The organism is Psychrobacter sp. AOP7-B1-24, assembly GCF_052376215.1.
In the GTDB taxonomy this organism is placed as follows: Bacteria; Pseudomonadota; Gammaproteobacteria; order Pseudomonadales; family Moraxellaceae; genus Psychrobacter.
This window is the reverse complement of the sequence record NZ_JBQSVL010000063.1, coordinates 1-20,037: the sequence shown is the minus strand read 5'-3', so window position 1 is coordinate 20,037 and position 20,037 is coordinate 1. Positions and strand designations below refer to the sequence as shown.

Here is a 20,037-nt window from a genome sequence, read left to right as displayed (position 1 = left end):
CAAACGCTTTCTAATACTCTCCATACGGTTGTCAGGTCGCTGGTAGGTATGCTGTAGCTGACTGTAGTAACTAAGCCCTAAGCAATGTCTGCACACATACAAGCCAGCACAGTACAGCACGCCTACACGCTTGGCACACTTCGGGCACTGCCACCAATAGCGAACCCCACCATAATGACAAGGCGTAGTAGTTATCTGTAATTTGTAGCTGTAAGGCTTGCCTCTATAGTTATATGAAAAATCAAAGTAACTTATAGTCCCTTGTTTACTTGCCTGTTTAATATGATCTTTGTAGTTATTTATTGATAACTTTTGATGACGGTCTAAACAGCTAGCTGTAGCATTTTTTGGCATAGGTTGTCTAAATCATTAGTGAAGTTTGCCTAACTTTATCATGATCTACTTATTTGGTGATCTTTTAGACCTTAATTATTACTCTCAATGTAAGGTTTTATAAGGTTTGCGACATGTGGTTTTCTAACGTTTCAATGTAAGGTTTTATCATATTTTGGGTTCAGGTTTTATCAGGTTTTAGCATTGATTAATTCGTGTTTGAATAACAGGTTTTAACAAGTCGGCTTGTTCAATGTGAGGTTTTGTGAGGTTCTAATCTTGGGGCGGTACTGTCTGCCAATGTTAACAAATGTTAACAGGCAAGGCGGTGCAAATTGATTTTGAATGTACGGTTTTTACAGGTTCACTACTTCATATTTTCATTTTGAATATTGGGTTTTATTGGGTTTTATTGGGTTTTATTGGGTTCTACGATGTCGAAAAACCTAGGGGAAACCTAAGGTTTCTTTACACTATAAAAAGGGCTTGGCAGTGATCGCCTAACGTGTCCGAAAACTTAGATAAACCTTAACATACCTTAACATGCTGCCAGCTCTCAAACTGATCTCACGATAAACATTTATAAACATCAGGCACAAAAAAGGCAGACGTTCATGCCTGCCAATATAGCTTTATGTCTAAGAAAATCCGCTAAAGTTGCTAAAGTTCCTCTTATCCTTTTATTTATAAGGCGTTTAGCTTAGCTTACTACCTGCTAAGGGTCGCTAAAGTTGCTATAGTTCCGCTAGAGTTCGTCTGTATTGGCTAAGGTTAGCTAAAGATTAGCAAGTCTAGCAATGCTTAGCAGCGGCTCAGCTAAAGTAAAGCCCTCGACTAGCAAGGGCTATAGGTAAGTTTAGCAAGTTTAGCAGCTTTTTAGGGTTAGCTAATCAGCTTAGGATTAACATACACTAAACGCCTGCGGCCCTCACTCTCTAACCTGATATGGCCCATGCTTTCTAAGTCATCGAGTAAGAAGTTTAGCTTTTTACCTCTTAAAGCATTGGGTGCATGCTGCGTCACAAAAGACTTATTTAATACCGCTGGGTTTTTACCTTTGGCCTTATCTATTAACCATACGCTTAATTTCTCAATGTCGGTTTGTTCACCTGTTGGCGTTGCATCTTGATAGCGCAAGCGTTCGGCTGTTGAATAGCTAACCAACATAAAGGCCCTTTTAATATCATCTGTGGTAATGGTCTTACGCTTATCAAAGAATGCTATCAGTGTGGCTATGCGGCTGGCATTTTCTGCCATACGTGAGGCATACGCTTTTAAATATTCTAACGGCATGCTCTTAGCTTGTTGATCCTCTATTGCCTGCATATGCTCATAGAATACTTGTTCTGTCTGTTTGTCTTGCCAGCTCATCTTATAGCGTTTGGGTGCTCCTTTGTCATCGGTGGGCGCGTTGCTGTCCACGGGGTCTAGTAGGTCGCTGCATCTGCTCCAATAGGCTTGTAGATCACTATCAAGGTGTGGGCTTTGCTGTCTGCGCTCTATATCGTCCCATGTTCTATAACCTTGCAAGCTGTTAGGGCAAGCAATTAAGGCCCTTGCTAAAAAGCCTTGCTGGTTCATCATGTCATCGGTTAAAGCCGGTTCTAAGATAATACGTTGAGCCATTAACATTAACGTCATACGCACGTTATAGGCTTTGGTGCGTGGATTGGCATAAGCATTCTTTTGTGATCGTGTCCGGTTCACTTCGCCGCCGCTGTAAAGGTCTGTAATGGCTGCCAGTGCATTGCCTGCGGTATCACCTTTCATTGTATGACCATTAAAGAATTGGGCCGCATCATCAGTGGACCATGACGCATCTGTTATTTCACCATTCACAAATTTATCGAGTACCGGTTCAATAGTGGCATCTTTGAATAGCCGTTCGGGGTTATGGGGTATCGGCTCATTGGCTTGGTAGTCTTTGAGGTCTGCACCTTTAAGGCTGGCAAGCTGTGCTTTGTGTTCATCATACCGTGTTATATATTCCTCATACTGTTTCTGCTCATACTCTTTGATTTTGTAGTGGCTTAAGTCCATGGCTTGCGTTTTACCGCTGCCACTTTCACCCTCTGTAATTAAGATCAGGCTTGCCGGCATGTGCTTATAGCCAATAGGTGCATCAACGTGGGCCTGCCCCATGTGGGCCAATGCTCCTAAAATACATTGACCTGCCATAGCATCAGGTACTTGCTGATAGTAGGCAATCTTTTTAATAACTCTCTGTAGCAGTCCGTCCCATGCTTCGATTGGGTAGCGTGTCGGTTTGCTTGGGTCACTTGATAACGGTTCGGGTGTGGGCCATGCCAAAAATGACAAGTCGATAGTGTCCGCATCTGCAATAAGGTTGCTTATCAAATCACCTTCATGCAGTCTGCTAATGATGGTATCTATCGTGATATAAGCAATGGCATTCACACCTGCTAAGCGGCTCGTTAATGCGTCTTTGTGCTGGGCCGTGTCTATAATATGAATGGTTTTGACTTCGCTAAAATGTCTTAACGTCATATCAAACATACTTTGATTAAGGCACGCTAACACAGTCACTTTATCATCAAGTATCGCAAGGGCTGCATATAACGTAACGGCATCTTTTAAACTAGTCACTAGCCACCAGTCACTATTACGGCTCATTGATCCAATAGCATACGCGCTAGGCTGTGTGGTGTCCGATATGATAGGCGGCTTGTCATCGTTGTTTAGTGTGCGTGCTGCTATGTTGACGGGTTCGGCTTTATTGTTGACCATGACAAGGCCATATCTGCCTTTAGTATTAGGTAGCCTATCGCCTTTGCTATTGCCACCCCTCATGCTAATATCATCGTGTAGATAACGTGTATTATCTATATGATTGGTTGGTAGGTTTAACTCATCTTGTAAGCCGTCTAACTGGCTAATACTGTCATCTTGTGCGCGTTGTTCAGGTGTCGCATTTTCAATATCAGCAATATAGCCAATGAAACTGCCCATGTTGTCCGCATGGGCTTTTTCTTTGCTGTCTGTTTGTGCTGTGTTCATTGGTCACCCTCCATGCTTTCATCATCATATGATCGCTGTATCTTGTCCGCTGCCCGTTTGATTTGGTGGTAGCGTTGCATCTCTTTATCGCGCCTTTTCTGCTCTTTGCCCTGCTTTGATTTAGCATAGGCAAGTTGAGCATCTAAAAAGGTTTTGGGGTTATCGTTGCTCATAAGTCACCCCCTGCAGTTTGATTTGCTGGCATGACGGTATAAGTAATGATGTAACTAAAAACGCCATTGAAAGCATATAGATGATAGAGAAAACATTACTATGCTTACGTTTCTGTAGCTCTCTGTGCTGCCCGTGGTCGGCTTTCAAATTGTTTTTGTTATCTTTGCTCATTTCTTACGTCCTCCACGTTGAAAGCGATTTCTGCTATGCGTGTTGATAGCTCTTTGAGTGAGTCCACTTGTCGGCCGCCTGTTGGTATTGCACAGCGTAAAGCTAGTAATTGGTTTTCTACCTCTACTATCTCAATCAGGCTATTAATGGCGGTCACATTGGCGTGTAAGGTGATAATCAGTTGATCTATAAAATCATCAGTTATCATCAGCATGCCTTTGTCTTTTAACCTGTCCATTACTTCATTTATAAAGGTGTCATCACTCATAGTCATTCACCTTGATTTCAGGTAGTAAGATAAGCCCGTCCATCTGCTCGCTTAAAATGGTTGCCAGTTCACTGTTAGCAAGTAAGGCAGACCTTACAGCGACTATTACGCCCTTGCTTGCGTCATCATCGGTGCTGATTGCACTAAGTGCCATTGCTAAGCTCTCAGCATCGTTTGATAGATCTTGTATGCGGTCATTAATGACAGACAAGTAATAGCTATCTACTGCCACTAGGCGCGGTTCTAATATGTCGTTTGACTGGCTCATGCACTCACCCCACTAGCTAGATTATCAGCATCAATCCAATAGACGTTCCAGTGCTTACCATCTTTATTTACTCGCTTGCGCTGTATGGTTAAGCCTTTGCCTTCTAGCTGATTGATGCGAGTAGGTAGTGTGGCGATTTTATAAAGCTCGATAGCTTGCCAGCGTGTGATTGATTGGCCAGTTAAAAGATGATCTTTAATGATTTGGTTTTGAGTGCGTTTTGGCTTATCCATGACTATATCCCCTCATTAGTAGCGTTTAGATAGTCCACAATATCGCTACCTTTAAAGTAGTAAACGCCATTGATAGATAACGGCTTTGTTATCGTGCCAGCTTTGATCCAGCGTCTAATGGTTTCAGGGTGTTTTTGGAATACATCGGCTATTTGCTTAACCTGATAAAGCTCTTTTGGGTTCGCTAATAGGTAAGCTAGATTTAGCTTGTTGGTGGGTGCTGCGTGGGTAGTGTTAGGCATTGCCTTAACTCCTATTCAGTTGATGAAAGTTGTTAAGGCTTATTGTGCGGTGTGGGGTATTGTAAGAAATTAATTTGAATTAATTAAAATTAAAACGTGGGCTTTTAATCTTTTGATAGCTTGAACATATCAGCATGGGCTTGTACTGCTTGACTGATTTTATTCGCATTAGCTTTTAAGCCTGTCATGTCCTCATTATCTATTTTTAAGTCAGTAGCAAGGTTAAGAATGGCATTATTTATCTGCTTATAGTTTGGCTTTCCATTAAGGCAAAAAACATTAGACTGCTTAGCCAATAATAGTGCCATCATTGCGATCAGCTTTTTATCTGTATTGGTTTCCTCTGTTTGCGCTCTAGTTCGCTGTGGGGCTTGTTGTTGGTCATCGCTGTTTTTGTAGTTATTAATTAATTCGTCCAGCTCACTTCTCTGTATGAGCACACTATCAATATCTATAGTGTTTATATCCTTATAAAAACCTTGTTCATCTTTGGTGCTTTTATTGAATATATACCCTGCACCTTTAATCTTATTTGGATTTCGTGGTATCTCTTCTATAAGCTCAAAAAGTTCTCTACCTTCATTAAAGTATAAATACTCTTTTCCTTGGCTTTTAAATTCTAATAGGTCAGCAAATTCATAAGGGGTGGGTTCGTAGCAATCAAGCAGTATAAAGTTACTTGGTTTAAAATAGCCTTTTACTCTTTTGATAAATTTATTATCAGGTAAATCAAAAGAATACAAGTTACCATCAGGTAGCTTGGTATGCATAAAATTAACATCAAGATAGACTAAAGGCGTTACTTTACCCTCTCTTTCCAATTGTCTTAGATCACCAAGTCCTAGCCTATGACTTGTTTTATTCAAAAAATAGCTATTTGCATCAGATAGTGATAAATATTTCTTAGTTATTAAGCTCACAATTTACACCTTTACACACCTTTCCATAAAATAAGGTGCAAGGCGTTGGCTGCTTTAAGGTGTGTAAATTGCAGCCGTTCGGGTAATTAGTCCTAGCCTTGCATGGTCATTGTAGCGGTGCTTAGTCGCTAGATAGGTTTATAACTGTTGCCAATAGCCTGTTATCTTTAAATCAACATTTTCACGTTCACTGGATAATCGCTCTACTTCTTTAATAGCAACATCATAAAAGAATGAATTATTTAGCTGTTTATCATGGTCAGTTTTATATTTGACAGGCTCACCATTAATCAATACCGAATAAACAGGCGCGTATTTCAAGCCGTCATATTCTGCACCTTCAGGCGGTAGGTTATCCCAAAATGAGCGGTCTTTTAATTGCTGGCTTGTTGGCTTGGTGTCTAGTGTCATCATTGTTACTTCTCCATTGGTGGGTTTTGTTGGTTAGGTTTTAGCCATGTTTCTGCTTGGCTGCTTTCTTAAAATCGGCATGAATGACATTATCAAACTTGCCAGCTTTTATATCGTCTAGGTAGTTGGCCCATGCTGTCATCATTTCGGCTCTTTGCTCTAGTCCAGTCATACGATTGTATGCAGTGCCATAAGCGTTAAGCATGCGGTGACCTAGTGCCAGTTCGGTTATCAGTTCGTCATAGCCTAGCCGTTCCATTAGCATAGTTTTCGCGCTACTTCTAAAACCATGTGGGCTATGAATACCTTTGTAGCCCTGCCCGTTATTCATAAGATCACTGTTTAATACTTTGTTTATTTCTTGCGTATGGTGATAAGGCTCAGTTTTACGCCTTGGATTATGGAATACATATTTGCTATCACCTGTCATGCTTTGCATCTGCTCCAACATAGCTATGGCTTGCGGTGCTAGCGGTATTACCATGCTTTCTACCATATCTGCCCTAGTGCCTGATTTCTGCGGCTTAAGCTCCCATTGTTTTTTAAACCAGTGAATATCTGCCCATTGCATAGCGCAAGCATCACCTACGCGAGTAAAGGTAAGGGCTAGTAGCTGCAATATGTGCTTATTGTATAGCTGGCTTGCATCATCTAGTTGCTCAATATCTCTTAGTAGTTCGGCAAATTCTTTAGGGTCTGTTAATGATGGGTAGTGAATAGCTTTGTGTGTCTTTAACGTGCCTTGTAGGTCGCTGGCTGGGTTGTACTCAATCACTCTATGTTTTTTGGCTAGCTGTAAAATACTTTTTAACAGTATTTTGACTTGTAGGCCTTTAACTGGGCTTGTCTTTTGTATGTCAGTTATAAACTTTATGACCATGCTAGGTGCTATCTCTGTAACCCTCATATGCCCTAACTGCTTTTGAATGGGCTTTAACAACACTTGATTGTTATATAGTGTTTTGGGGCTTAGGTTTTTGCTGGCTTGCAATTCTTGCCACTCGCTAATGAAGTGATCTAGTGTGTTGAGCCTATCTAGTAACTCGTTTTGTCTTTCTAGCTCTTTATGCTCTAAAGGGTCTATATCCTTGGCTAGCAGTGTCATGTTGTTTCTGTACATGTCTTTAGCATCAGCAAGGCTTAACGCTGGGTATTGTCCTAGCGTCATGTAAGGGCGTTTGCTTGTTATTGGGTGGCTGTATCTATGTCTAAAATCCACTGCAGCATCTAAGCCGTTCTTATGTGGTCTTATCCGTACTTCTAGACCTTTATAGCCAGCGATTGGATAGCTAACAGTCTTGCCAGCTTGGATAGTTTCCTTGGTAGCTTTTTGAATTTGTGAGTCTAGTTTTATCGCTTTTGTGGTCATATCCCTTTGCCTTTACCTTTACCTTGGTAGCCATTTTGGTAGCCATTTAAAATGCTTTATATCGTGGCATAATGTTGTACGTTGTTAGATATGTTATAGCTAAAACGGCCGTACATCAAGGTTTTTAAAGGGTTTTGCAGTATTTTTTATTGAACGTTGTTTTTTGATGTAGGAAAAAATAGAGTTGAAAGATACTGGCTATTGCCAGTCTTTTTTGTTGGTGATAAAGGTATAAAATGTAAAACTGATTATGTATTTCTGCTAATCTACCTATAATAAGAATACGATCTACAGATAATACCAATATATAACCAAAACTAATAAGGACTCTACAATGGCAAAGCCAACCACAGAAAAGCTGACCTTACCTGACTTTCCCGTGACAATAGTACGAGAACTAGATGGTAACTTTATTCATGATGAGATAAACCTAAAAGAGATGGTCGCCAATACTAACAAAGGACTTATCCTGTACTTTTATCCAAAAGACAATACGCCAGGCTGTACCACGCAAGCGACAGAGTTTACCGCACATCTCAACGAATTTGATGACTTAGGCTATGACATTATCGGTGTCTCACGCGATAGTGTGCAGTCTCACGAAAAATTCATCGCGAAACATAACCTAAATATTGCGCTGATCAGCGATCCTGACGAAAAATTATGCCAATATTTTGAGGTCATCAAAGAAAAAAACATGTACGGGAAAATAACGCTAGGGTTAGTTCGTTCCGCATTTGTTTTTGATACAAATGGTATGTTAACTCATGCTCAGCGTAATTTACGCGCCAAAGGCTATACCGAGCGATTGTTTGAAACGTTAACCCCTTAACTATTTAGTCAAATAGCGATGTTAGATACGATAAATATAATAAGTCATAATTCATTTATAACTTGAGAATAATATGCATAAAAAGTCTAATACTGGTGCCAAAAGTGCCGCACCCAAAATCACACGCAGAGTATCCATAGCCGTCATTGGCGCAGGCACTGCTGGTCAAAATGCCTTTCGCCAAGCCAGCAAAACCCATGATGACATCGTCATCATTAATGATGGATTTTGGACAACCACATGTGTTCAAGTTGGCTGTATGCCAAGCAAACTATTAATTGCGGCCGCTGAACGTGCACACGAAGCCAATCATTCTGCAGATTTTGGTATTCATGCCACAGCTCAAATTGACGGTCAGCAAGTGATGCAGCGCGTCCGTGATGAGCGCAATCATTTTGCCAGTTTCATCAAGAAACAGGTCGCAGAATGGCCTGAAGATAAGAAAATAGACGGCCGTGCACATATCGATGAGCATGGATTGATCGAAGTAAATAATGAGGTGATTGAGGCCCAAAAAATCATCGTTGCCACAGGCAGTACACCATTTATTCCAGATGGCTGGACTGATAAGCTAGGTAATACCTTACTGACGTCTGACATCGTATTTGAGCTGCCAGACTTACCGAAATCGATGGCGGTTGTTGGTGCTGGGGCCATTGGCCTAGAACTTGCACAAGCATTCACACGTTTAGGTGTAGAGGTCACTCTGTTTAATCGTGTCAAACGCGTGGCTGGACTTCAAGATGATGATATTAATGATAAAGCGATCGACTGCCTGAGTGATGAGCTAACTATGCATTTGGGTAGTGAAATCGGCAATGTAGGCACATTGAAAAGCCAAAGCAGTAAAAACCCAATGGCATTTCTCGATTATAAAAACAGCGCGGGTGAAAAGCAACAATGGCAAGGTGAATATGTACTAGTCGCAACCGGTCGCCGCAATACCATAAAACAACTGGGAATCGAAAATTTAGGCGTTGAGCTGGATGAAAAAGAGCGTCCAAAAAACTTGAGTAAAAAAACAGGAAAAATTGGTGATTTAAATGTCTATATTGTTGGTGATGCTAACGTCAATATACCGCTGTTACATGTAGCCAGTGATGAAGGCTATAGCGCAGGCAATATGATTTGTGGTAATAAGAAACATGCCTATATACGCCCGCCAGCGATTCCTTTCTCTATCGTCTTTTGCTCACCACAAATTGCCAATGTCGGCATGTCATTACCAGAAATCCAGCAAGACTCAAACTTAGAATATGTCATCGGCAGCGTCAGTTTTGACAATCAAGGGCGTAGTCGCGTGATGGGTGTCAACTGTGGCTTACTGCATATTTATGGCTGCAAAAAAACCGACCGAATTCTAGGCGCAAGTATGGTAGGACCTGATGCTGAATATATCGGTCATATTTTGGCAACAGCAATTACCAATGACATAAGTGTTAAGAGTATGCTTGACACACCTTTTTATCATCCAACGATACTAGAAGGTCTACGTACTGCGTTACGTGACGTTCAGCATAAAATGGAAATACCTTATCAGAACCAAGATGCACAGGAAGATAACTTTTAACTATTCGTGCAGCTACTGGCTTAAAAAATATACTGAATATCAATCATCATGCATATTGTATTTTATTGTACCAATGACTTAAGATAACTTATAATCAAATATCCTATGTAAGACACTTTATATGTACCAAACTATGCATGGATCAAAAAATGCCGATCGCTAGTATTATTGATTTTTTTAAAGAGATTATTCGTGATCTCCATACTAGTCTTTACCTTGCACTTGGCGGATCTGCGGATGAAGATTCACTGGACTGGTCATCTCAAGCAGTTGAATTGGCCAGTACTGCTATCAAAATCCTAATACTGCTTGCAGTATTGGGATTTTTTTATTGGCTTGCCATCTATATCATAAAGCAAAGTAAAACAAAAATTCGTTTGAATGAGCGTCGTATTAAGATTGTCCGATCAGTACTGCGTTATATCTGGATTGTAGCAAGTTTGATTGCCATCATGAGTCAGATTTACTTTGAACCAGACACCATTAAAGCTACTGCCAAAGCAAGCACTTGGGCAGGAGTTTACTATGTGCTTTGGACCTCTTCAGGGCAAATTATTCATAGAGTTTTGCAACATTATGGGCTCAACGCGTCCATAGAACAACTACTCAAAAATATCTTGTCTGTCTTGCTATTAGTACTCGGACTTGCTAGCGTCATGGCACAGTTTGGTTTCGATATCGTTTCACTGGTCGCTGGTTTGGGTATCGTGGGTCTAGCAGTCGGTTTTGCCGCCCAGTCAACACTGGCTAACTTTATCGCTGGTATCACGATCTTACTTGAGCAATCTTTTCAAGTAGGTGACTGGATTCATATTAACGAAAATGAAGGTCGTGTGGTACTTATCGCCTTACGCACCACCCATATTCTGACTCGAGACAACATCACTGTCATTATTCCAAACTCTAATGTCGCCTCATCTGAGGTTACCAACTTAACCTCAAAAAGCTTTATACGTTTTGACATTCGTGTCCGTATTGCCTTTGAAGATGATATCGATACCGCTCGCAACGCGATTTTACAAGTACTCACTGACACTGAGGTGGTACTGAGCCGTCCCGAAACCTCAGCAACTGTTGATGAGATTGGTGAGTACGGCGTGTTTTTTATCGTACGTTTTTGGGTTAAACCAGCAGCAGTTGCACGCATGCCAAAGATCAAAGAAAACTTAAAAGAAAATATCAAACGCGCCTTTGATACAGCTAATATTTCGACGCCTTATCCACATATGCGTTTACTCATGCCTAAAGACGTCGACTATCCTATCGCAACTAAGCCTTTTGCGACTACAACTCAAGTGATACCACAACCATCTTCAGAATCACTACCATTGTCTAAAAATGACCACTAACGATATCATGCAATATTCAGATTCCTGTTTCAAAATAGCATTTGAATACAGTGGTTAAATGCTAATTTTTAAACCGACCTCTTTAAACCATACTCCCCTGAAATATGGTAAAATTGCCGGTTAAACATCTCATTTTATGATGTGCATTACTTATCAATTTAGCCCACAGGTATCCGTATGACCGAAACAACCGCGCCCTCGACTTTAGCAACAGCTTCACAAGAGTTGTCGCTTGACCTTATCATTACTTGTGCCGATGGGCTTGAGGCACCGCTACAGACCGAACTGACCAGTTTTGGTATTACCAGTGAGATCAAAAGCACAGGCCGTTTGGCAGTTACGGGTACTTTGCGCGACCTATATACCATTTGTCTTTGGTCACGAGTCGCCTCTCGTGTGTTGATGCTGATTAAACGTAAAAACATCAATGCCGAATACGATGTGGCTGAGCAGATTTATGGTTTGGCAAAATCAGTCAATTGGACTGAGCAATTCAACTTAGAGCAAACCTTTGCCATTCGTCTATCAGTCGATAAACGCGTTGCCGTCAGCCAACAGTTTGCGATGCTCCGTATCAAAGATGCGATTGCCGATACCTTCAATGAAGTTTATGACAGTCGTCCGAACGTTGACAGCAAAAACCCAGACTTCTCTATTTTTGCGACCGTAAATGATAAGCAAGCTGAGCTGTATTTGGATTTATCAGGCACTAGCTTGCATCGCCGTGGTTACCGTGTGGCGATGACCGAAGCACCATTGAAAGAAAACTTGGCAGCTGCCCTACTTTATAGTGCTGGTTGGCATAAGAAAAACGATGCTGGCAACGCGCCTTTTTATAATGCCTTAATTGACCCTATGTGTGGTTCTGGTACATTCCTTATCGAAGCGCTACTGATGCATTGCGATTATGCGGTAGGTATCGATAAAGCAGCCAATCAATTTGGCTTTTATCAATGGCAGCATCATGATAACGTGCTCTGGCAACAAATGATTGACGATGCACAGACACGTTTTGCAGAAGGCTTAGCCATTGCCACTGAACAGCCAGATACCTTGCCACTTATTTTAGGTTTTGATGCCGATAGTGGTGCCGTGATTGCCACCGAAAAGAACTTAATTGCAGCAGGCTTACATGATTTAATGCCATTGATTGATCTTGAAGTTCGTGCCCTTGATCAACTCAATAACACTTTACGACCTATGGTCAATGACGGTCGATTGAGCAATCCTTTGATCATCACTAACCCGCCTTATGGTGAGCGTTTGGGTGATGAAGAGATGATTAAGCCGTTATATCAAGCGATTGGGCTTATTTTGCAAGACAGTTTTGCAGGTAGTGGGGTTGACCCAATGCTTGGCATCTTGGCGGCTAATGTTGAGCAAGTCGACATTCTACCAATTAAAGAGCCTAAAACCCTACGTTGCCATAATGGTGCTATTACGGTTTACTTCCGTTATGGCACCTTGATTGCTGGACAAACAGGCAACCTTGTTAGCCGTTTCGAAAAACGTGAGATTGAGGTAGAAGACGGTCAAGACTTTATTAACCGCTTGCAAAAAAACCTAGCCAAGCTCAAAAAACTGGCTAAAAAAGACAACGTCAGTAATATTCGTGCTTATGATGCAGACTTGCCTGATTTTAAGGTCGCTATCGACTTGTATGGGGAATATGTACACGTACAAGAATATGCACCGCCTAAAACCATTCCACCTGAAACAGCCAAAAAGCGCTTTAACCTAGCATTGATGGGTATTCGCGAAGTATTGAACATCAACCGTGAACAAGTCTTTATCAAAACCCGTGCCCGCCAGTCTGGTAATGATCAATATAGCAAGCAAAACACGACTGAAAAACGTGGCAAGTTCCATGTCGCTCGCGAAGATGGTGCTTATTTCTATGTCAACTTTACAGATTATCTGGATACGGGATTATTTATCGATCACCGTAACATGCGCGCGCGTATTAAAGACAACAGTCGCGGCAAATCTGTATTGAACTTATTTGCCTATACTTGTACAGCCAGTGCCCATGCAGCATTGGCAGGCGCTAAAAAGGTCACCAGTGTCGATTTGTCACAGAATTATCTGGATTGGGGTAAGCAGAACTTTGTACTTAATGGTTTAGACGTCAGTCGCAACAAATACCAATTCGTCGCTGCTGATATTTTTGAATGGATCAAGGACAATACTGAACAGTTCGATATTATTTTTATCGATCCACCGACCTTCTCAAATTCTAAAAAGTTTCAGGGTACCTTTGATGTGCAGCGTGATCATGCCGCCCTCATCAACCGTGCAATGAACCGATTAACTTCTGATGGTGTCTTATATTTTTCAAATAACTTTACCCGCTTTGAGCTAGATGAGCAATTGACCGAACGCTACGACATCGTCAATATTACGCCAAAAACCATTGGTTTTGACTTTAATATCAAGAAACCAATTCATCAAAGCTTTGAGATTCGTCATCGCTAAACGATATAAGTAAAAATTTAAAAAATCCGCTAACTCAGTATTTTATATAAAACATAATAATGACCTAATCATCTTTGATTGGGTCATTTTTTGTTGTTATGATAGGGCGTTATTAAGCAATAGTTTTGCGGCGATGGTTGATTGATAATATTGATTCCACTATCGATTTTACTCGCTTAGCTTTACTCCATCGCATGGCTATTGCTTTGATATTGCATCTCCCCCTACCCTAATAAAAAGGATAACCTCATGGCTTTATCACTTAATAAAGGCGGTAACTTATCGCTAACCAAAACTGACCCAAATTTAACCAAGCTACTCATTGGTCTAGGTTGGGATGAGCGCGCAACTTCTGGTGCTGAGTTCGACCTGGATGCCAGTGTATTCTTGCTAAGTGGTGCTGGTAAAGTACGCGGCGACCATGACTTTATCTTTTATAACCAATTAAAATCTGACAACGGTGCTGTTGAGCATACTGGCGATAATCGTACTGGTGAAGGTGATGGCGATGATGAAGTCATTAAAGTCAACCTGACTCAAGTACCTGCCGATGTCGATAAAATTGTAGTGACGGTGACTATTCATGATGCTGCGGCTCGTAGTCAAAACTTTGGTCAAGTCGCCAACGCTTTTATTCGTGTCGTTAATGAAGAGACAGGCACCGAAGTGGTTCGTTTTGACTTGGCAGAAGATTACTCTGTCGAGACTGCCATGGTATTCGGCGAAGTGTATCGTCATAATGGTGAGTGGAAATTCCGCGCCGTTGGTCAAGGCTACTCAGGCGGCTTACAAGCGATGTGTCAGCAATATGGTGTTGATATTTAATCTCTTTTATATCGTAACTTGTAATATGTATACACGCTTATATCAGATAACCACTCAAAATAGGGTGACATCACTAGGCTCTGAGTAGAACACGCTTAGCGATGCACCCTATCACTTATAGTAAACAATTTTTCACTACTGAATTTTACTGAAATCACTGTATATTCTCTATGCTCATCACTGGTTGCAAATAGTTGCAAAATAGTTGTAGTTTTAGATGGTAAAACAATCAGTAATACTATATGTTTCATTTAAATTTATGCATAAAAAGTGGCTAACAATAACCTCTTTTTCATAGGCTCTGCCTACAGCAGACCGACTTTAGCTTTACGTAACCAGACAGGATATGTCATGAGACATTTTTATTTAGACTTCATTTTCACAGCTATCGCTTTGATGATAGCTGCGTGGTGGGGATATTCACATGGTGGTATGGGCGGCATGATAACCACCTTATCTATTACTGCCATTTTGGCCGTTATGGAGATTTCATTATCGTTTGATAATGCGGTGGTCAACGCTTCAGTCCTCAAAGGCTGGGACGAATTTTGGAAAAAGATTTTCTTAACCGTTGGTATTTTAGTCGCAGTATTCGGTATGCGCCTAGTATTCCCTATTGTCATCGTTGCGGTTACCGCTGATCTTGGCATGATGGAAGTCGTCAATCTAGCTCTATATCAACCAGAAGAATACTCAGCCAGGCTAATGGCACATCATGCTGAAATCTCAGCATTTGGTGGTATTTTCTTACTGTTGGTTTTCTTAAACTTCATCTTTGATGAAAAAGAAGTCCATTGGTTTGATTGGTTAGAGAGCCGTTTGGCTAAGCTTGGCAAAGTCGATGCCATGAGCGTATTTGTCGCTCTCATCGTCTTAATGGTTGCCGTATCGTGGGCAAGTGCTGAGCAATCAGGTGCTGTATTGATTGCGGGTGTTTGGGGTATCTTGGTTTATCTTGGCGTACAGGTTGTCTCTGGCATGCTAGAAGGCGACCTTGAGGAAGACTTGGAAAACTCAGAAAGTGGCTCAGGCGCAGCAGCGACCAGCGCCATCATGAAAGGCGGTATTATCGGTTTCTTATACTTAGAAGTCCTTGATGCCTCATTCAGTTTCGATGGTGTCATTGGTGCATTTGCAATTACCAACGATGTCATTGTGATTATGTTAGGTCTTGCCATTGGTGCGATGTTTGTACGTTCTATGACTATCTTCTTAGTAGATAAGGGCACGCTCGACGAGTTCGTCTATCTTGAACACGGTGCACATTACGCCATCGGCGCATTGGCAATGATCATGCTACTGTCAGTGAAATTCCACGTACCAGAAATCATTACTGGTCTTATCGGTATTGCCTTTATTGGTTGGGCGTTTGTTGCATCACTGAACTACCGTAAGCAAGAAGCGAAGTCTATTCATTGATGCGCTTTTGGTATTAAAAAACGAAACCAGTCAATAAATCAAAAAAAGGTTGTGTCAATATGTTTGACACAGCCTTTCTTATATCAAACCATCATTTCGATTCTGATATCTGCCTTCATCATTAGACAATTTACTTTTGATAACAATATCTTAACCACTGTTGTCAAAGTTGTAAAAAAGTATCAGAGATACTCGGTTATTATGCTGCTTAATAAGCATATAGTAAGCGCACAAAATACGGCTTGCTTACTAAGCAATCGCTTAGTATAGTAAAACGTAATGATATGTAGAGCTTATACAGACATAACTTGTTTGCACTTACATATCGACCACTGTACCATTTTCAGTTCGTTTTTTTATCATTCAATTATTAATAAATAGGATATTTATATGGCTATTAGCTTAACAAAAGGCGGCAACGTAAACTTATCAAAAGAAGCCCCTGGTTTAACCAATATTACTGTCGGCTTGGGCTGGGATCCACGTGCCACTGACGGTCAAGAATTTGACTTAGATGCGATTGGCTTTTTGGTCAACGAAGCAGGTAAAGTACGCAATGACCAAGATTTTATTTTCTTTAACAACTTAAAATCAGACAATGGTGCCGTAGAGCACACTGGTGATAACCGTACTGGCGAAGGTGATGGCGATGATGAAAAAATCAAAATAAATCTTGCTAGTATCCCAGCTGATGTCAGCAAAGTTGCGGTTTGCGCCATTATCTATGAAGGTCAAGCCCGTAACCAAAACTTCGGTCAAGTTGGCGATGCTTACATCCGTGTTGTAAATGATAATGGTCAGTCTGAAATTGCACGTTATGACCTATCAGAAGACGGTAGCACTGAAACAGCGATGATTTTTGGTGAGCTGTATCGTCACAACGGCGATTGGAAATTCCGCGCTGTAGGTCAAGGCTTTAGCGGTGGTCTTGGGCCATTAGCTTCTTCTTATGGCGTAAACGTATAAGCTTAGCTTTGACGTTATCGCTGAGCAAGGTAGATATTTCAATTAAATATTTGATTGAGATAAAAACAAGCCATCAAGTGTGCCATTTTAAAGCATTTGATGGCTTTAGTTTTAATTGGCTCGCTAAAACTAAAAACCAAACATTCTAAAAATCAGACCCCAAGAGCACGTTTTAAAAATCAGAATAAGGATGGGCAACTCATGGCCGCAACGTTCAGCTTAATCGGTACCATCGAACCTTTTTTACATTGTAATCTCAAAAAAGGCGACTCGATTTATTGTGAAGCCAATGCAATGGTAATGATGGAATCAAACCTTGAGCTAAAAGGTAAGTTGCAAGGTGGATTGATGCAGTCGCTGATGCGCCGTTTTGCCAATGATGAATCATTGTTTCAACAACAAATCGAAGCGGTAAATGGTGAAGGCGATTGCCTGCTTGCGCCCACGCTTGATGGTGACATGCAAATCATTGATTGCGGTGCTCAGCAATATACGCTCAGTGATGGTGCATTTGTAGCTGCACAAACCGGCGTCGATATCAGAGCCAATATTCAGCGCAACCTTGGCGGTGCGGTATTTGGTGATACTGGTGGCTTTATGGTTATGCAGACACAGGGTCAAGGTCAAGTCGTAGTATCAGGTTTCGGTTCACTATTTGAGATTGAGGTGGCACCTGATAAAGACGTCATCATTGATAACGGACACGTCGTTTGCTGGGACTCAAATCTAGATTATAAATTATCGGTTTCAACCAGTAAGAAAAAAGGGTTTATGAGCAATATCATCAATTCAGTCACCAGTGGTGAAGGCATGGTACTAAACTTCTCTGGTACTGGCAAAGTTATTATTTGCTCTCGAAATCGTGACAGTTATCAAGGTTGGTTGCAAAGCGTACTAGGCAGCAGCTCAGGTGGACGCGGTGGCGGTGGTGGGTTTTTAGATAACATTTTATAGCCTCTCTTAGCACTATTTTTAGACGGTTGTACTCACAATTATTATAAGGATCATGACATGGCAGTTAGCTTACAAAAAGGTCAAAAAATCTCTCTCAGTAAAGAAGCTGGCGGAGACCTCACTCAAGTAAAATTGGGTTTAGGGTGGGATGTTGCACAGGGACCACAAGACAAAAAAGGTGGATTCCTAGGCAAATTATTCGGTGGCGCCAGTGGCGGTGGTGACTCTATCGACTTGGATGCCTCATGCATTATGTTCGATGCTAATAAACAAGCGGTTGATGCCATTTGGTTCAGTCAACTTAAATCAAAAGATGGCAGCATCGTACACACTGGCGATAACCGTACTGGTGATGGCGATGGCGATGATGAAGTCATCAATGTAGATCTATCAAGAGTCCCTGCAAGTGTCACCTCTTTAGTCTTTACCGTTAATAGCTTTACTGGTCAGACATTTGAGACGGTAGAAAATGCGTTTTGCCGTATCGTCAATGCCAATAACAATCAAGAAGTCGCACGCTACAACTTATCGGCGCAAGGCGGTCACACGGCGATGGTTATGGCAAAAGTGTATCGCCATAACAATGAATGGAAGATGCATGCCATTGGCGAAATAGCATCTGGTCGTACCTTCCATGATTTGATGCCTGCTATCACACCGCATGCATAATTGGTTTCAATAGCCGTTGTAAAGTTATAACTTTCTTATAAAAAACAGTCCTTCTATTAATAGAAGGGCTGTTTTTTTATACCAAAAAATATTTTTACAGCCGTTGCTATTTACTACCACGCTTCCAGCTAAAGCCCCAATTAAAGGCCTTATCCATCTCTTGATGTCCTTTAAAATATTGGTTGATTCGCTCTACATTGATACTGCCTTGTTGATTGACCAAACGTGCAATGGCACACATCGGCAGATTACCTGTACCTTCTGTCAAACGTGTTTCGATTGGTGGCTGCTCTGGTACAGCAATCGTCACCACACCATCGGTTTGTGCCCAGTTTGGTGCACCTTCGTAGATAAAGGCAAAGATAAACACCTCTTCGATTTGCGACCACTGCTGACCATTGATATCAAGCCACTCACCACCACTTACCTGCCCTGTTCTGTCATCAGCACGCAAGCACACATATGGCGCTGACTGCAAACTACCAAAGCGATTACCTAATGCTTGGATCAATGTTTTTTCACCATTTTTCAAATGAATCATCGCACCAACATCCAGGTCAATACCTCCAGCTTTATGCTGTTTAAACAGATCACCCAACAGACCTTTTTTAGGCGCTTGCTTATCAGTCTCTGGACGTTGATTCCAGTTTAGATTGACGGATATCTTACCAAAATCATCACGCTTCTTAAGATTGATGCTCGATTGATTTTTGGTTAAAGTTACTTTACTTAAATTGATCGAAGGACTGGCTGGAATCGGTGGCGGTGTACTTGTCTGAGGTGCACTACCCTGTTTTTGAGTATTGATTGGACGCTGGGTATTAATAGCTTGAGACTGGCTTTGAGCTTGGTTCTGTGACTGATTTTGAACGGGTGCCTCATCAGCAATTTCAACACCGAAGTGTTCAGATAATGGCTGTAACCCTCCATTGAACCCTTGTGCAATAAATCTAAATTTCCAACTGCCCTGTCGGCGATAACACTCAGCTAAAATAATCGCTTTTTCATCACGACCATTGGCGCTTAATTGACAGGTTACCAGTACTTGACTGCCTTGCAATACTTGAATATCTACGTCACCCACTTGTGCAAGCGTTTGCGCACTAGAAAATGCGAGTGCTATTTTTTCAATACTTGCAGGCTGCGCTGGTAAATTAATATCGAAAAATCCGTCACTATCATGCCCACGGAAACTGACGCTGCCATCGTCGCTACGTGTTTGTCCATAAAATATCATATCGCCATCGCCGCGTACTTTACCATCCGTGGTCAAGCGATAGGCCGCACAATCAATCGCATTTTGACTCAGAATACGGATGCTAATATTGTCTGTCGGTAATGGTGCGTTGGCACCTGCAATTAGAGCTTGACTCATCATACGTCCTTTAAATTGTTTAGGGTGTGTCCTCATTTTAAAAATGGTGATAAAAATGAGATAAATTGTAGTCAAACAAGGAAAATAGCGCAGATAATATAGAGATATTAGTCAGCTATTTGACGCCGTTTGGCAAGATTTAGCCATTTTTAACCCATTTAGATGACTATCGATTGAATTGAGGACACGCCATAGT

General features: G+C 41.3%; 19 protein-coding genes and 1 pseudogene. 9 read left to right on the top strand and 11 right to left on the bottom strand.

Annotation, left to right across the window (positions count from 1 at the left end; all coding sequences use genetic code 11):
- From ACT3QP_RS11510 to ACT3QP_RS11465, 10 genes and pseudogenes are all read right to left on the bottom strand, one after another.
- A pseudogene (locus tag ACT3QP_RS11510) lies at window positions 1–354 on the bottom strand (hypothetical protein); the annotation flags it as partial.
- 861 nt (window positions 355–1,215) lie between these two features.
- Complete coding sequence (locus ACT3QP_RS11505) at window positions 1,216–3,351, bottom strand: DUF3987 domain-containing protein (RefSeq protein ID WP_444525586.1); 2,136 nt, start codon at window positions 3,349–3,351, stop codon at window positions 1,216–1,218.
- Window positions 3,348–3,524: a hypothetical protein gene (locus ACT3QP_RS11500; protein ID WP_444525585.1), complete on the bottom strand. Its 177-nt coding sequence runs from the start codon at window positions 3,522–3,524 to the stop codon at window positions 3,348–3,350. Before ACT3QP_RS11500 ends, ACT3QP_RS11505 begins: the two co-directional genes overlap by 4 nt.
- A gap of 158 nt (window positions 3,525–3,682) precedes the next feature.
- Window positions 3,683–3,964: a hypothetical protein gene (locus ACT3QP_RS11495; protein WP_444525584.1), complete on the bottom strand. Its 282-nt coding sequence runs from the start codon at window positions 3,962–3,964 to the stop codon at window positions 3,683–3,685.
- Window positions 3,957–4,232 (bottom strand): hypothetical protein, encoded by a 276-nt coding sequence (locus tag ACT3QP_RS11490; protein ID WP_444525583.1) that lies wholly within the window; start codon window positions 4,230–4,232, stop codon window positions 3,957–3,959. Before ACT3QP_RS11490 ends, ACT3QP_RS11495 begins: the two co-directional genes overlap by 8 nt.
- Window positions 4,229–4,465 carry a helix-turn-helix domain-containing protein gene (locus ACT3QP_RS11485; RefSeq protein WP_444525582.1) on the bottom strand — a complete coding sequence of 79 codons (237 nt, stop codon included), beginning with the start codon at window positions 4,463–4,465 and terminating at the stop codon, window positions 4,229–4,231. Before ACT3QP_RS11485 ends, ACT3QP_RS11490 begins: the two co-directional genes overlap by 4 nt.
- A gap of 2 nt (window positions 4,466–4,467) precedes the next feature.
- Complete coding sequence (locus ACT3QP_RS11480) at window positions 4,468–4,707, bottom strand: helix-turn-helix domain-containing protein (protein ID WP_444525581.1); 240 nt, start codon at window positions 4,705–4,707, stop codon at window positions 4,468–4,470.
- Window positions 4,708–4,811: 104 nt separating this feature from the next.
- On the bottom strand, window positions 4,812–5,627 hold the full coding sequence (locus tag ACT3QP_RS11475; protein WP_444525580.1) for a hypothetical protein: 816 nt from the start codon (window positions 5,625–5,627) through the stop codon (window positions 4,812–4,814).
- A gap of 138 nt (window positions 5,628–5,765) precedes the next feature.
- On the bottom strand, window positions 5,766–6,041 hold the full coding sequence (locus ACT3QP_RS11470) for a hypothetical protein (protein WP_444525579.1): 276 nt from the start codon (window positions 6,039–6,041) through the stop codon (window positions 5,766–5,768).
- A gap of 37 nt (window positions 6,042–6,078) precedes the next feature.
- Entirely contained in the window at window positions 6,079–7,407 is a 1,329-nt protein-coding gene (locus ACT3QP_RS11465; RefSeq protein ID WP_444525578.1) for a tyrosine-type recombinase/integrase, read from the bottom strand.
- Between the two features lie 334 nt (window positions 7,408–7,741).
- Between ACT3QP_RS11465 and ACT3QP_RS11460 the strand changes: the two genes are divergently transcribed.
- The 9 genes from ACT3QP_RS11460 (at window position 7,742) to ACT3QP_RS11420 (ending at window position 18,466) form a co-directional block, all read left to right on the top strand.
- Window positions 7,742–8,239 (top strand): peroxiredoxin, encoded by a 498-nt coding sequence (locus ACT3QP_RS11460; protein WP_444525577.1) that lies wholly within the window; start codon window positions 7,742–7,744, stop codon window positions 8,237–8,239.
- A gap of 73 nt (window positions 8,240–8,312) precedes the next feature.
- Window positions 8,313–9,809, top strand: a complete 1,497-nt coding sequence (locus ACT3QP_RS11455; protein ID WP_444525576.1) for a dihydrolipoyl dehydrogenase — start codon at window positions 8,313–8,315, stop codon at window positions 9,807–9,809.
- Window positions 9,810–9,958: 149 nt separating this feature from the next.
- Window positions 9,959–11,158: a mechanosensitive ion channel family protein gene (locus ACT3QP_RS11450; RefSeq protein ID WP_444525575.1), complete on the top strand. Its 1,200-nt coding sequence runs from the start codon at window positions 9,959–9,961 to the stop codon at window positions 11,156–11,158.
- Window positions 11,159–11,335: 177 nt separating this feature from the next.
- The gene (gene rlmKL, locus ACT3QP_RS11445) at window positions 11,336–13,633 is read left to right on the top strand and encodes a bifunctional 23S rRNA (guanine(2069)-N(7))-methyltransferase RlmK/23S rRNA (guanine(2445)-N(2))-methyltransferase RlmL (RefSeq protein ID WP_444525574.1); all 2,298 of its coding nucleotides are present in this window, start codon (window positions 11,336–11,338) and stop codon (window positions 13,631–13,633) included.
- 249 nt (window positions 13,634–13,882) lie between these two features.
- Window positions 13,883–14,458, top strand: a complete 576-nt coding sequence (locus ACT3QP_RS11440) for a TerD family protein (protein ID WP_110922677.1) — start codon at window positions 13,883–13,885, stop codon at window positions 14,456–14,458.
- A 351-nt stretch (window positions 14,459–14,809) separates the two neighbouring features.
- Window positions 14,810–15,877, top strand: coding sequence for a DUF475 domain-containing protein (locus ACT3QP_RS11435; RefSeq protein ID WP_444525573.1), 1,068 nt, complete (start codon window positions 14,810–14,812; stop codon window positions 15,875–15,877).
- Between the two features lie 390 nt (window positions 15,878–16,267).
- Window positions 16,268–16,843 (top strand): TerD family protein, encoded by a 576-nt coding sequence (locus ACT3QP_RS11430; RefSeq protein ID WP_444525572.1) that lies wholly within the window; start codon window positions 16,268–16,270, stop codon window positions 16,841–16,843.
- 201 nt (window positions 16,844–17,044) lie between these two features.
- Window positions 17,045–17,797 (top strand): TIGR00266 family protein, encoded by a 753-nt coding sequence (locus ACT3QP_RS11425; protein WP_444525571.1) that lies wholly within the window; start codon window positions 17,045–17,047, stop codon window positions 17,795–17,797.
- A gap of 57 nt (window positions 17,798–17,854) precedes the next feature.
- Entirely contained in the window at window positions 17,855–18,466 is a 612-nt protein-coding gene (locus ACT3QP_RS11420) for a TerD family protein (protein WP_444525570.1), read from the top strand.
- 106 nt (window positions 18,467–18,572) lie between these two features.
- On the opposite strand, the gene ACT3QP_RS11415 is transcribed toward ACT3QP_RS11420, so the two are convergent.
- Window positions 18,573–19,841, bottom strand: a complete 1,269-nt coding sequence (locus tag ACT3QP_RS11415; RefSeq protein WP_444525569.1) for a TerD family protein — start codon at window positions 19,839–19,841, stop codon at window positions 18,573–18,575.
- Window positions 19,842–20,037 lie beyond the last annotated feature (196 nt).

Coding starts and splice junctions, on each gene's coding strand:
- ACT3QP_RS11505 (WP_444525586.1), bottom strand. CDS start 3,351: ATGAACACAGCACAAACAGACAGCAAAGAAAAAGCCCATGCGGACAAC.
- ACT3QP_RS11500 (WP_444525585.1), bottom strand. CDS start 3,524: ATGAGCAACGATAACCCCAAAACCTTTTTAGATGCTCAACTTGCCTAT.
- ACT3QP_RS11495 (WP_444525584.1), bottom strand. CDS start 3,964: ATGAGTGATGACACCTTTATAAATGAAGTAATGGACAGGTTAAAAGAC.
- ACT3QP_RS11490 (WP_444525583.1), bottom strand. CDS start 4,232: ATGAGCCAGTCAAACGACATATTAGAACCGCGCCTAGTGGCAGTAGAT.
- ACT3QP_RS11485 (WP_444525582.1), bottom strand. CDS start 4,465: ATGGATAAGCCAAAACGCACTCAAAACCAAATCATTAAAGATCATCTT.
- ACT3QP_RS11480 (WP_444525581.1), bottom strand. CDS start 4,707: ATGCCTAACACTACCCACGCAGCACCCACCAACAAGCTAAATCTAGCT.
- ACT3QP_RS11470 (WP_444525579.1), bottom strand. CDS start 6,041: ATGATGACACTAGACACCAAGCCAACAAGCCAGCAATTAAAAGACCGC.
- ACT3QP_RS11465 (WP_444525578.1), bottom strand. CDS start 7,407: ATGACCACAAAAGCGATAAAACTAGACTCACAAATTCAAAAAGCTACC.
- ACT3QP_RS11460 (WP_444525577.1), top strand. CDS start 7,742: ATGGCAAAGCCAACCACAGAAAAGCTGACCTTACCTGACTTTCCCGTG.
- ACT3QP_RS11455 (WP_444525576.1), top strand. CDS start 8,313: ATGCATAAAAAGTCTAATACTGGTGCCAAAAGTGCCGCACCCAAAATC.
- ACT3QP_RS11450 (WP_444525575.1), top strand. CDS start 9,959: ATGCCGATCGCTAGTATTATTGATTTTTTTAAAGAGATTATTCGTGAT.
- rlmKL (WP_444525574.1), top strand. CDS start 11,336: ATGACCGAAACAACCGCGCCCTCGACTTTAGCAACAGCTTCACAAGAG.
- ACT3QP_RS11440 (WP_110922677.1), top strand. CDS start 13,883: ATGGCTTTATCACTTAATAAAGGCGGTAACTTATCGCTAACCAAAACT.
- ACT3QP_RS11435 (WP_444525573.1), top strand. CDS start 14,810: ATGAGACATTTTTATTTAGACTTCATTTTCACAGCTATCGCTTTGATG.
- ACT3QP_RS11430 (WP_444525572.1), top strand. CDS start 16,268: ATGGCTATTAGCTTAACAAAAGGCGGCAACGTAAACTTATCAAAAGAA.
- ACT3QP_RS11425 (WP_444525571.1), top strand. CDS start 17,045: ATGGCCGCAACGTTCAGCTTAATCGGTACCATCGAACCTTTTTTACAT.
- ACT3QP_RS11420 (WP_444525570.1), top strand. CDS start 17,855: ATGGCAGTTAGCTTACAAAAAGGTCAAAAAATCTCTCTCAGTAAAGAA.
- ACT3QP_RS11415 (WP_444525569.1), bottom strand. CDS start 19,841: ATGAGTCAAGCTCTAATTGCAGGTGCCAACGCACCATTACCGACAGAC.